Origin of the sequence: Corynebacterium sp. HMSC06G04 (genome assembly GCF_001807365.1) — a bacterium.
Lineage (GTDB): Bacteria > Actinomycetota > Actinomycetes > Mycobacteriales > Mycobacteriaceae > Corynebacterium > Corynebacterium simulans.
Window position 1 is genome coordinate 199,138 of sequence record NZ_KV788589.1, and the last position, 12,093, is coordinate 211,230.

Below are 12,093 nucleotides of genomic sequence, written 5' to 3' on the forward strand. Positions count from 1 at the left end.
GATAGTGCAGGCACTTGCGGCCAAAGCCACGCATAGTAGGCCCAGACCGCACAGGTTCTTTTTCTTCATCTAGTTGGGTCCTCTCTCGCTGCCGGAGCCGATTAAACGATGTAAACAATGGCGTTGTTGCCGCCAGTGCAGGTGACATATTCGCCGTTGTCACGGCAATCCATCGTGTAGTTGATGCCAGTAACCGGGCTATATGCGGTGATGACCGCGTTATATTCCTTGGTATCTAGGTAATGCTGTACGTATGCATCGCGGACGGCGCGGGCGAACTCAGGAGAGGTCATCGTGGAATCACGGTAGACGTTGTTCAGGTCTCCGCCCGCAGCACCAGACATAGCTGCGTCGTTTGCGGCCACCGCACCGGCCGGAAGCGAGGGATACGCTGGGCGTTCCGGAGCCTTGGTCGTTTCTTCGGTTGTTGGCGCCTCGGTGGTTGCTTCTGCAGAGGTTGTCAGCATCGGGCTGGCGTTCTTCTCATCGCTGCCGCCCTTGAGAAGGAAAAATGCCAAAGCAGCGCAGAGCGCGATGACGGCAAGCACAATAAGAGCAATGATTGCCCACTTCGTACCGCTCGAGCGCTTTTCTTGGTACACCGGCGCCGCCTGGCTGTAATCCGCAGGACCATACTGCTGACCGTATCCGTCTTGCGCATAGTACGGCGCGGAGTCACCAGCAAATGGTGAACCCATGTTGGACTGCTCGTATTGCCCATAGTCCTGCGGCGGGTACCCCTGCTGTGAGTAGCCTTGCGGGAATTGCTGTTGTGGTTGATCCGCCGCGTTCTGCCCGCCTGACTGTTTTGCCCAAGGGTTGGTATTGGGTGCTTCGTTTGCGCCTTGGTAGGGGCCAAAGCCGTTGTTTTCGCCAGACAAAACGTCTCCTATATGCAGGGATATGGTAATTACTTAGATTTCTGATTATGGCACACGCGTGCCCTTCGACCAGCTAATTTTTGTGCAGAACTCACCCGAAGTAGGCGGATCTGGGGAAATTTCCTTGGTAGTGGGCGAAGTAGCCAAAACTTCGGTTACATTGTCACTATTGCTATCACTGCTTATGTGATTCGCCACTGTCTTTGTTGAGGAAAGGCCGTTTTAGAAATCCCTATGACGAACTATCCAGGTTTTGGCTCGCAGCCTAATAACTCGCGCCCTAATTCATCGCCCCAGTTTGGCTCCCCGCAGTTTTCTGCGCCAAAATCATCGCCGCAATTTGGTTCCGGATCTTTTGCCCCCGGTACGAACCCCGCGCCCCCGGCATCGGCTACGCAACCTAATAACTTCGGCGCGCAAATGCCAGCGCACAACGGCAAAGGATTGATTAGCGGCGCAATCATCGGTCTGATTGCCGCCTTCCTCTTCCTCGCCATTGTCTTAGGGGCCGCGGCATATTTCCTGCTGCCAAAAGACATTCCAAACGCCCCAGCAGACACGGTGCCAACACCAACCTCGACGCCAGCCTCAACTGCGCCAACGACCATGAGCGACGTTCCATCCGAAAACGTCTAAAGGGGCCCAGCAACCATAAGTTGCCAGGCCCCTCAGCCAACTAGCGCTGCGCCTAATTAGCGGCGCAACGTACTAATTCGCGATAGCGAATTAGTGGAAGAAGTGGCGAGTGCCGGTGAAGTACATGGTCACGCCGGCCTGCTTGGCGGCCTCGATGACCTCTTCGTCACGAATGGAGCCGCCCGGCTGGACGACGGCCTTGACGCCAGCGTCGAGCAGAACCTCCAGGCCATCAGCGAATGGGAAGAAGGCATCCGAAGCAGCGAAAGCACCCGCGGTGCGGTTCGCGCCGTCGGCAAGCGTGTTAGCGCGCTCGACCGCCAGCTTCGCGGAGTCAACGCGGTTAACCTGGCCCATGCCCACGCCCACAGCGGCATTGTCCTTGGTCAGCAGGATGGCGTTGGACTTAACTGAGCGCACTGCGCGCCATGCGAACTCGAGCTCAGCTAGGTCAGCATCGGACAGCGACTCGCCCGACACCAGCTGCCAGTTCTCCGGCTTATCGCCCTCGGCCTGGTAAGTATCCGGCTCCTGGCGCAGGACGCCACCGGAGATGTGCTTGATTTCCTCTGCCGGAGCCTCGTGCTCGGCAACGAGGATGCGGAGGTTCTTCTTCTCCTTGAGGATATCCACCGCGCCATCCTCGTAAGACGGAGCGACGATGACCTCGGTGAAGATGTCCTTGACCTGCTTGGCCATCTCGACGCTGACCTCGCGGTTGACGGCGATGACGCCGCCGAATGCGGAGAGCGGGTCGCACGCATGCGCGGCGCGGTGTGCCGCAGCGATGGACTCATCAGACACGGCGATACCGCACGGGTTGGCGTGCTTGATGATGGCAACGCACGGACGCTCGTGATCCCATGCAGCACGCCACGCGGCGTCAGCGTCCTGGTAGTTGTTGTAGGACATCTCCTTGCCGTTCAGCTGCTGCGCGTTAGCCAGGCCCTTGCCGGAGCCATCGCGGGTAACGGTGGCCTTTTGGTGTGAGTTCTCGCCGTAGCGCAGCGTCGTGGTGGCGCCGCCCTCGGTGAGCTGGTCCACGAACCATGCGGAGACAGCCGCGTCGTAGTCAGCAGTGTGCAGGAATGCATCGCGTGCCAGGCCGCGACGCTCCTCCAAGGTGAAGCCGCCCTTCTTTGCAGCCTCTGCGACGTCGCCGTAACGCGCCGGATCAACGACGATGGCAACGGATGGGTGGTTCTTAGCCGCAGCGCGGACCATGGATGGACCTCCGATATCGATCTGCTCAACACAGCCATCGAAGTCAGCGCCGGAAGCAACGGTCTCACGGAATGGGTACAGGTTCACCACGACCAGCTGGAATGCCTCCACACCGAGCTCTTCTAGCTGAGAGAGGTGATCCGACTTGCGGGTATCCGCCAAGATGCCAGCGTGAACCTTCGGGTGCAGGGTCTTCACGCGGCCTTCGAGGCACTCCGGGAAGCCAGTGAGCTTTTCCACTGGGGTGACGTTGATGCCAAGGTCTGCAATCTTGGCGGCGGTGGAACCGGTGGACACAATCTCAACGCCGGCAGCGTCGAGGGAGCGGGCGAGATCCTCGAGCCCAGTCTTGTCATAGACGCTAATCAGCGCGCGCTTGATCTGCTTACGGTCATCGCTCATGGTGCGGAGAAAGCCTTCCTAAAAGTCTTAGAGCTGAATCGAAATGGTTGCGTTGGCATCCTGCGCTACCTGAACGGCGCGCAAGACTTTAACGATGAGTTGGCGCTCGACCACCTTGATGCGCTCGTGCAGCGAAGCCTCATCATCATCCTGCCGAACCAAGACTGGCTCCTGGGCAATGATGCGACCGGTATCTACACCGGCATCAACAAAGTGGACGGTTGAACCTGTGACCTTCACTCCGTACTCGAGCGCGTCACGTACACCGTGTGCGCCCTTGAAGGACGGAAGCAAAGCCGGGTGGGTATTGATGGTGCGGCCTTCGAAGCGGGCGAGGAAATCTGCGCCCAGAATCTTCATGAAACCAGCCGAAACAACAACGTCTGGTTGCGCAGCTTCTACTGCGGCAACCAGACGTTTATTCCATTCGGCGCGGTCTGCACCCATCTCTACTACTTCTGCTTCAATACCAGCAGCTTTCGCGCGCTCTACCCCCTGACAAGGAACGTCAGCGACGACCTTGACCACACGATAGTTCTCATCCTGCGCATCGATGATGGCTTGCAGGAGTGAGCCGGTTCCGGAGACCAGAACGACGATTTCAATCGGACGGGAGGTGCGGACGGTTTCGCCTTGTGGCTGATGCTGTGAAGTCACGGGACATAAGCCTAGTCCTTGTGAGGCTCCTGCGGGAATTCTTCGACAATTTCGCCGTCGATGACTTCCGCTTCTACCCCAGAATCGGCGGACTTTGCCGTTTCTTCCGCTGCTTCTTCGGCCGATTCGTTTGCCTTTTCTACAGCTGTTTCATCAGCCTCATCATCTTCTGGAGCGTCTGCAACCGACTCCTCTTCAGGGGCACCCATTGGTTCTTCCGGCACAGACTCCTCTTCGGCCGATTCCTCACCCGTGGCATTTTCACTTGCAGCATCCGGTTTAACCGATTCCGCCACGGCGTCGTTGGAAGAGTTTGGCGCAGTTTCTTCCACTTCAGCGTCTTCCACTTCGGCTTCTTCTGCTTCGGCGTCTGCAAATGCAGCGTCCGCCGCAGCTTCCTCAGCCTTGTCGGATTCCGCGGCGGCTGCTGCCGAGGCGTTGCGGGATGCATGCCAGGCGCCGATTGCGAAGGCACAGGCAAAGCCCAATGCGATTGCCGCAAACCATAACGCCACGAGACCCGTTGCGGTCCACACGTTTAGGCCCGTTGTGCCATAGATGCCAAGCACGCCGGAAACGAAGTAGCTCAAAAGCAGGGTAAAGAAAACAACAAAGGCACTCGCAGCGACCGCAAAGAAAAAGTTCACGTGGCGGCGTGCGCGCCAGACCACATAGATGGCCGAGGCGATCGGAACAACGAGAAGGCCCACCGCCCAAGGCGCAATGGAAGAAGGAACTACGCCCACGATTGGCAGCGGCGGCAAGGAAACCATGTGGATGCTAAACAGGCTGATGCTGCTTTCCGGGCCGAACTGGAATTCAGAACCAGACAGAATGCCGCCTGTGCCGATAACTGCGTTTGGGATATACAGAGCGCTAATCAGGTAGAGCAGGAATCCACCCAAGCCATCGATGCTCGGGTACGCATTCATCATCTCGCTCTGACGGGACCAGCCCACAATGGCGACGATGAGGCACACTACTGCCGAGGCAGCAAAAAGCACACCGAGGTAACGCAGCGCTACTTGCGCGGCGTCGACAAGCATGCGCGGCATACCGAAACGTTTGGCCAATGCCTTCCACAAGCGCGAACCCATGCCACCGGCCAGCGCCGACAGATGTAGCAGAAGCATGCGCGGCAAGACCACGAAGAAATTAGGCGGCGAGACGTCAAATACCTTGCCGGCGTCCCACAACATCAGCCACGCGATGATCGTGAGAAGCAACGGCACACCGACAACACAGCCTAAGAGGACCAAAAGATCTTTGATGCTGACCTTATGCTTGATCGCCTGACGGATCCGGCGCCCGACAATTAAGGATAAGATTCCTGCGGGCAGCAGCGGTAAAACGGAAAGCTCAATTCCGCCTGCCGAAATCGGCGCGAGGTTAAACACCATCCACGCTTCGGCAACGATCGTGGGCAGCCATGCCAAAGGCGAGCTTGTTAAAAGCAGCGCCGCCAATGCCACTGCAAGCACTACCAACACCACGACGGCGTTAGGGATTGCCACCGTCCACAGCATTCGGCGGATGCGCCCGGCCAAAGTGGTAGGCGCGGTAGCTCGACGGGCGCGCGCCTGGGAGCCAACCTTGTTGGCCACGCGTGCAGCTGGTTTGGATGAGCCGGCGCCACCGCGCCCGCGCACTTGCGCGCGCGAACGGGAAGCCGACCGCGTTTGAGGGCTGGTGTTTTTGTTCATCGCGTCCACTTTGCCATGGCCCATCGTCCATTTTGGGTTGGCGCGACGATAACAAGCTGAATTGGCGGCACTTCGCACTAACCTTAAGGTGCTAGCTCAGGCGCACAACAGCGCAATATATACTGTATGGAACGGAAAGCAACCATTAACGCTACCGTGATGACCGTGCACTCTGAGCAAACATACACCGTCTATACTGGCCAATTACGATTATCGCTAGCTCTACCTAAAGTGTGACACAAACCCTTTCAGGCCCCTGTCCAGCTAATTTCACCGAAAAGGTCGAAAAATTTCCATAACGGCTTGCTGTTATTATTTCGAGACGCTACTGTTACATCTCGTTGGTAACAGGAAGGTCACAATCCAGTAACCAACCGCCCAAAGACGTAACGCTTAATTTTTTGGTTTCTAGTGCAGGTGCGGTTGGCGGATTGTGAAGACAATGGAAGAAGAAATCATGCGAAGCAAGACTCAGCGGAACGCCGGCCGTCACCGCCAGATCGCCACCTCGCAGACTGCGAAAGGTCGTCTAGCACTGGTGACCGTCGCTGCAGGAGCTGTGTCCACCGCAGGTGTCGGTGGCGCAGCAGCTGCCAACCTTCAAGCAGACAATGCCGGCATGAAGGCGCAGACCGTCGACTACAACCTTGCTACCGAGTCTAACGCCCTGCAGGACGTTCAGAATGGCGCCCAGGCTGCCGCCGAGGAAGCTGCCTCCGCTACCCCACAGATCCTGAACGTTGCCGAGGCAAAGCCGGTAGCAGATCTTTCCGCTCAGCTGGATAAGGCAGTTCAGGCATCTGAGGCACGTGCTGCTGCCGATGAAGCATCCCGCGCACCATCCGTCGTCCGCCCAGCCGAGGGCACTTTCACCTCCGGATTCGGACCACGATGGGGTTCCTTCCACTCTGGCATCGACATCGCTAACGCTGTCGGTACCCCAATCCTCGCCGCTATGGACGGCACCGTCATCGATTCCGGCCCAGCTTCCGGTTTCGGCCAGTGGATCCGCATCAAGCACGATGACGGCTCCATGACCGTCTACGGCCACATGCAGACCCTGGACGTTGCAGTTGGCGAGCGCGTGCATGCCGGCCAGAAGATTGCCGGCATGGGTTCAATGGGCTTTTCCACCGGTTCCCACCTGCACTTCGAGATTCACCCAGCAGGCCAGGGCGCAGTTGACCCAATCTCTTGGTTCGCAGCCCGCGGAATCAACATCTCCTAAAGCTTTAGCTTTTTAAATTCCTTCTTCCCACCCTCCTTCTCACCTGGTTTAAGCGGTAACAGGACTTCGCTTCCTGTTGCCGCTTTCGTGGTTTTGGCCACCCACCCTTGCCGCCGCATTACTTACCCAGTAAGCTACGCTATAGGTTACCCGGTAATCAATGATTACTATCGGCTTGACCGGCAACTTTCCAAGATCTATATCCATCCCCCTGGCAGGAAATATGTCCATTAAACATTCTCTCTTGTCGCTCCTTAGCGCTGAGCCAGCTACCGCCAGCATGCTGCAAAGCCACTTCGCGGAAGCGCTGGATGGACTATGGCCACTCAACATCGGCCAAGTTGCACAAACGCTAAAACGACTCGAAAGAGACAACTTCATCGAGGAGCACGGCACAGCCGTAGGCCCCACGGGCAGGCATGCCACGACCTATCGCATCACTACACAAGGCCGTGCGGAGCTTGCGGACTGGTGGACGCGGGGCGTCGCCAAGCATGCGCTCGAAAGAGATGAACTCGTCCTCAAGGTAGCGCTCGCTGCCCAACGCAGCGACGTCGATGCCATTGAAATTCTGGATGCCCAGCGCTTTGCCACCCTGAAGCAGCTTCGGCTTCTAAACCAGCAGGCCGCCGAATTACCTGAAACCCGCAGCGCCACGCAGCTGGCCCTCGAACGCGAAATCTTTGACCTTGAAGCACTGCTGCGGTGGCTCGACCGGGCTGAGGCTCTAAATCCCCACACCTCCGCTTCTACTTCCAATCAACCAGAGGAATAGACCATGCATAACAGCGAAGAAACCACCCACCCTTTACCACTTGAGCTTCATAATGTCTCCCGCGAGTTCGGCTCTGGTGCGCGCCAAGTTACCGCACTTAAGGAGGCAAACCTGCAGCTTCATCCCGGCAAGCTCATCGCCATCATGGGCCCTTCTGGTTCCGGCAAGTCCACGTTGCTCAACGTCGCTGGGCTCCTGCTGCCACCGACCTCTGGACGCGTGCTTGTCAACGGCGAGGATGCTGCGGGGCTGTCCAAATCTGCTGCCGCTCAGTTGCGCCGCCGGAACCTAGGTTTCGTCTTCCAGGACTTCAGCTTGGTGCCCACCCTCAGCATCGGTGAGAACGTCACCCTACCCCTTGAATTAGATGGCGTTAGCCCTAAGAAGTGCCGCGAGGCCGCTGAAATTGCGCTTGCGGAAGTAGGCCTGGAAAATGTCGCTGACCGCTTCCCTGAGGAAATCTCAGGCGGTCAGGCGCAAAGGGCCGCAATCGCCCGTGCACTCATTGGCCCGCGCCAGGTATTGCTCGCGGATGAGCCGACCGGCGCGCTCGATACCGCCACCAGCGAAGAAGTCATGAAGGTGCTGCGCTCTCGCATCGACGCTGGCGCCGCCGGGCTTCTCGTTACCCATGAGCCACGTTTCGCCGCATGGGCCGACTCCGTTGTAATGATGCGCGATGGCGTCCTCAGCGGAAAGGAGCATTAGTCAATGTCTGCTCTTTTAGCCGCCGCCCGCCCCACCTATCGCGACATGTTGGCCCATCGCTGGCGCAGCCTAGCCGGGGTGGCATTGGTTGCACTTCCCGTCGCCGTTTTGGTGTGCCTGGGCATACTGGGCGTCAATGGCGATAGGTTCCACAACGTATTTTCAAGCAATCCGCGCACGATTGGCGTGGCGGCTTCAGAAGATACAAAAGCGGTGCACCTGGAACCTGCAGCGGGTTTTGCTTCCCGCGCAGAAGAAATCTTGCCTGGTGACCTGCGCCCCTCCCCGATTTTTGGGCCCGTCACCGTGGGAGTTCAGCACGATTCAAAGCACTCCAATATCCAGATCACCCAATTCGACAGTGCTTTACCGCCCACTAAAGCTCAACCCCTCATCGATTCCGCGCACCCCGACGAGGGAACGCTCATCTTGTCCTATGCAGATGCGCGTTCATTAGGAGTACACAAAGGTGATGTTGTCAGCATAAGTTCCCCTACCCCTGGCGGCTTATCGGAGGCAAAGGTCGCGGGCATCATCCCCGGCGGTAGGAGCTATGCCACGGCACCAGTCCTTACGAACACGGAGTTCTTGGCCCAGCACCCGGAGCAAGCTACGTGGGCCATCGTGGGCGATACCGTGCTCAACCAAAATGACATCGCACGGGTGCAGTCGGCAGGCTTTAGCATTTACGACAAATCTTTATCTGAAGCAACGATAATCGATAGCGGCGTCCACCTAAATTTTGAAGCCTTCTTAAGCTTCATCGCCATCGCCAGTTCTTTTGCTTTTGCGGTTACGCTGCTCCTTGCACTTATCGCGCCAGTGTTTAGCTTCGCTTTGCGCCGGAATACACGCATGTACGCACTCATGGCAGCACAGGGCGCACAACCAAAGCACATCGCTACAGCCGTATTAGCCTATGGCTTCTTCACAGGCCTGCTCGGCGCCACGAGCGGCGCAGTGCTCGGACTCGCAGGCAGCTATGCCATCGGGGCACTGCGTTTTCCTGGAGTAAAGCTCGATGTTCCACTGCTTTATCCACTTGCACTCTGGGCTATCGCAATTGTTGCTTCCACGGCCGCCGCTCTGGTGCCCGCGTGGCTCGCCGCCCGCCAGGCGCTTGCACCCTCCCTCCACGGCGGCATGCCGGATCGCATCCTCAACTGGCGCAAGGAAATGGCATACGGCCCTGTCGCATTGCCCGTTATCCTCATCGCGCTGCTTACCCCATTCGGTAAGTCAATCTATTCACTGCTCATCCTGCTGGCTTTCCTCGCCACAGCCGCAAGCGTTCCCGCGCTGGTATATGCCACCGCACGCGTATGCAGTCACCACGGCCTCGCTTTGCGGATTGCCAGCCGCGATCTCATGCGACGTGGATTCCATACGGTCCCAACCGCTATCGCGCTCATCGCCGTAACCTTAGCTGCGGCCGCGGGTTCCGTAGGCGTTCGCAGTGACGAAGCATGGTGGGACAAGGTGGACACGGTAGTAAATCCCTCCACCTCAGCAATAGTCAGAAGCACGGATTATCAAAAGAACTTGGGCGCACCGGCCAACAAGGTGGAACAGCGAGCCATCGATAGTGCGCTTGCACTGCAGCCTGGCAAGCCCCTTGAGACTTTTGGATATACCGATTGGAATTCCACCTCTATTCCTGGTTCTTCCATTCCAAATATTGCTCTCGAGATGGAATATGACTACACCTGCGAGCAGACTTCCTACAACGACTCTGTCGAGCAGGCTACCTTCATCGACAAAGATGGCCGCAGGACCGATGAGTCTGGAGAAGCACGGCAGAATTGTCTGCATGACATGATGACGTGGTTCCCGTCTAGCGCCTTCACTCGCTATGGCCGCACGCTAGAAGCAACGCCCGAAACGCTCGACCTCTGGAACTTCGACAGCGATGCTGACCGCCAAGCGGCGGCAGATACACTCCGTAAGGGCGGAGTTGTCTTGACCCATAACAGCCACCTCGATGGGCGCGACCATGCCGAGTTCACCGCTGTTCGGACCCCACAGGGCCAAACCGAACCGCGCGAAGAGGTTAGCGCTACGCTGCCTGCGGTCGAGGCGCTTCCCGCGTTGGGCCGCGATCTCAGGTTGGTTAGCCCTGCGGCGGCAAAGAAGCTAAAGATCTCCTCCTCCCGAATCGGCACGGCGATTGTCTTCGATAAGACTTTGGAGCGCAGCCAACAGAAGGAAATTGAAGAAGCCGTAGAAAACGCTACCGGCGGCGAATACGAGATTTCCTTCACAAAGACCACGAGCAAGGCAAAGGAATACGCCCCTGCCATTGCCCTATGGGGCATCGGCTTCATCTTGTTAGTGCTCATCATCGCCAACTCCGCGGCAGCGCTACGCCGCAGCGGAAAGCTCTTTGAGTCTTTGGGTGCAGAACCTTCCCTCATGCCGAAGGTCGCCGCTTGGCGCACGTGGTTGGTTGGCACGATCGGCATGACGCTCGGTTTCATCGTCGGCGAGATTATTGGAATCATCATGATTCGTGTGCCGCGTCCAGGCAGGCCCGAAGCAAACGAGCTGTTCTATCAGGGAGATCTCTACAGCATGGACTGGTGGCAACTTGCGGGCGTGTTCATAGTGCCTTTGCTTGGTGCGGGCGGTTCCTGGTTGGTGCACCGGCGCTTAAGTGCAGTCGAGGCTGAACAAAACGATTAGCCCAAGAGCCACAACAGCAAATTGACCCGAACGCAAGACCTGTACCAAGTCTAGGTACAGGCCTTGTCGCAGCTCAGGAGGGGCTTTTACTGAATGAATCCTGGCAGCCCCATAACGTCACCCCCAATATCCACCCCCACAACCTAAACCCATACTTCACAGTCGTAACTATTTTCACATTAGTAACATGTGTAACATGCTGGCATGTTCGAATAATTTTCGAACATTTCCTGTCTTTACCTGCAATTTTCACAATTGCAACAGTACGAAAAGCTCGATAACTTTATCTCGTTGCCATAAACGGCCTCGATATTCCGGATTGAACTTTTTCGGCGTGTCGAAACGCGTCCGTTTGGCACCACAGGCTTAACCGAGCCACCCCGACCATGCTCCGTCATGAAAAGGACTTGAAGTTATGAAGCGCAATTCCCGCGCACGCAAGACTGTGGCGCTTACTGCCTTGACAGTTTGCGCCACCCTTGCCACCACCATGGGCGCTACCGCCTCTGCCGCGCAGCCGGCAGCTAGCGTAGACGTCTCTGATGGCTCGTCACAGCCAGAAGTATCTACAAATGCAGATAACGCAACGCTTATCGACGCCTTCGTTGGGCTGACCAAGTCCACGGCCGGCGTACTCGCGGGCGCTGCTACCCCAGAGGTATCGAATGAGGGCGGCGCGCTGAACATCGTTCTCGACCCTTCGAGTGTTCCGGGGCTTGCCCAGGCTTTCGCACCTTCCGGCAACCACTCCGGCCTAAAACCGACGAAGAGCCAGGACTCCGCGGGCAACACCGTGGTGTTCCCTACTTCCGGCACTCTTACTTCCGGCTTCGGCCCGCGCTGGGGCGCCTTCCACAACGGTATCGATATTGCCAACCCGATTGGCACGCCGATTTACTCCATCATGGACGGTGAAGTTATCTCCTCTGGTCCGGCTCAAGGCTTTGGCCACTGGATCCGCATCCAGCACGACGATGGAACCATCTCCGTCTATGGCCACATGCCAGGTGACCAGCTCCTCGTAAACGTCGGCGACCGAGTCTCTGCTGGACAGCAGATCTCCGTGATCGGCAACGAGGGTCAGTCCACCGGCCCGCACCTCCACTTCGAGGTGCACCCGGGCGGCGGCGCAGCCGTGGACCCGGTCGACTGGTTCGCTCAGCGTGGCATCAACATCTAAGCGAACCGCCTAAAAGC

General features: G+C 57.7%; 10 protein-coding genes. 6 read left to right on the plus strand and 4 right to left on the minus strand.

The genetic code is table 11. The features are described 5' to 3' along the window. Window positions 1-101 precede the first annotated feature (101 nt). Window positions 102-881: a hypothetical protein gene (locus HMPREF3158_RS13060; RefSeq protein ID WP_246816157.1), complete on the minus strand. Its 780-nt coding sequence runs from the start codon at window positions 879-881 to the stop codon at window positions 102-104. A 420-nt stretch (window positions 882-1,301) separates the two neighbouring features. Here HMPREF3158_RS13060 and HMPREF3158_RS12635 point away from each other — a divergent pair, with 420 nt between their 5' ends. Then, window positions 1,302-1,517, plus strand: a complete 216-nt coding sequence (locus HMPREF3158_RS12635; RefSeq protein ID WP_062041578.1) for a hypothetical protein — start codon at window positions 1,302-1,304, stop codon at window positions 1,515-1,517. 90 nt (window positions 1,518-1,607) lie between these two features. Here HMPREF3158_RS12635 and purH read toward each other — a convergent pair whose 3' ends face one another. The 3 genes from purH to HMPREF3158_RS00975 are packed head-to-tail and all read right to left on the minus strand — an operon-like array spanning window position 1,608 to window position 5,503. Next, window positions 1,608-3,143, minus strand: a complete 1,536-nt coding sequence (gene purH / locus HMPREF3158_RS00965) for a bifunctional phosphoribosylaminoimidazolecarboxamide formyltransferase/IMP cyclohydrolase (protein WP_062035593.1) — start codon at window positions 3,141-3,143, stop codon at window positions 1,608-1,610. Window positions 3,144-3,170: 27 nt separating this feature from the next. Further along, window positions 3,171-3,800: a phosphoribosylglycinamide formyltransferase gene (purN, locus tag HMPREF3158_RS00970; protein WP_061921242.1), complete on the minus strand. Its 630-nt coding sequence runs from the start codon at window positions 3,798-3,800 to the stop codon at window positions 3,171-3,173. Between the two features lie 11 nt (window positions 3,801-3,811). Then, a complete protein-coding gene (locus HMPREF3158_RS00975) occupies window positions 3,812-5,503 on the minus strand; it encodes a cell division protein PerM (RefSeq protein WP_210386614.1) in 1,692 nt (563 codons plus the stop codon). 457 nt (window positions 5,504-5,960) lie between these two features. On the opposite strand from HMPREF3158_RS00975, the gene HMPREF3158_RS00980 reads away from it, so the two are divergent. The 5 genes from HMPREF3158_RS00980 to HMPREF3158_RS01000 all read left to right on the plus strand — a co-directional run bounded on the left by HMPREF3158_RS00980 (window position 5,961) and on the right by HMPREF3158_RS01000 (window position 12,076). Further along, complete coding sequence (locus HMPREF3158_RS00980) at window positions 5,961-6,731, plus strand: M23 family metallopeptidase (protein ID WP_070496982.1); 771 nt, start codon at window positions 5,961-5,963, stop codon at window positions 6,729-6,731. A gap of 244 nt (window positions 6,732-6,975) precedes the next feature. Beyond that, window positions 6,976-7,506 carry a PadR family transcriptional regulator gene (locus HMPREF3158_RS00985; protein ID WP_371326190.1) on the plus strand — a complete coding sequence of 177 codons (531 nt, stop codon included), beginning with the start codon at window positions 6,976-6,978 and terminating at the stop codon, window positions 7,504-7,506. A gap of 3 nt (window positions 7,507-7,509) precedes the next feature. Continuing rightward, window positions 7,510-8,214, plus strand: coding sequence for an ABC transporter ATP-binding protein (locus HMPREF3158_RS00990; RefSeq protein ID WP_070432576.1), 705 nt, complete (start codon window positions 7,510-7,512; stop codon window positions 8,212-8,214). A gap of 3 nt (window positions 8,215-8,217) precedes the next feature. Next, window positions 8,218-10,896, plus strand: coding sequence for an ABC transporter permease (locus tag HMPREF3158_RS00995; RefSeq protein WP_070455962.1), 2,679 nt, complete (start codon window positions 8,218-8,220; stop codon window positions 10,894-10,896). A gap of 415 nt (window positions 10,897-11,311) precedes the next feature. Then, complete coding sequence (locus HMPREF3158_RS01000; protein WP_070432578.1) at window positions 11,312-12,076, plus strand: M23 family metallopeptidase; 765 nt, start codon at window positions 11,312-11,314, stop codon at window positions 12,074-12,076. The last annotated feature ends 17 nt before the right edge of the window (window positions 12,077-12,093 follow it).

Coding starts and splice junctions, on each gene's coding strand:
- HMPREF3158_RS12635 (WP_062041578.1), top strand. CDS start 1,302: ATGCCAGCGCACAACGGCAAAGGATTGATTAGCGGCGCAATCATCGGT.
- purH (WP_062035593.1), bottom strand. CDS start 3,143: ATGAGCGATGACCGTAAGCAGATCAAGCGCGCGCTGATTAGCGTCTAT.
- HMPREF3158_RS00975 (WP_210386614.1), bottom strand. CDS start 5,503: ATGAACAAAAACACCAGCCCTCAAACGCGGTCGGCTTCCCGTTCGCGC.
- HMPREF3158_RS00980 (WP_070496982.1), top strand. CDS start 5,961: ATGCGAAGCAAGACTCAGCGGAACGCCGGCCGTCACCGCCAGATCGCC.
- HMPREF3158_RS00990 (WP_070432576.1), top strand. CDS start 7,510: ATGCATAACAGCGAAGAAACCACCCACCCTTTACCACTTGAGCTTCAT.
- HMPREF3158_RS00995 (WP_070455962.1), top strand. CDS start 8,218: ATGTCTGCTCTTTTAGCCGCCGCCCGCCCCACCTATCGCGACATGTTG.
- HMPREF3158_RS01000 (WP_070432578.1), top strand. CDS start 11,312: ATGAAGCGCAATTCCCGCGCACGCAAGACTGTGGCGCTTACTGCCTTG.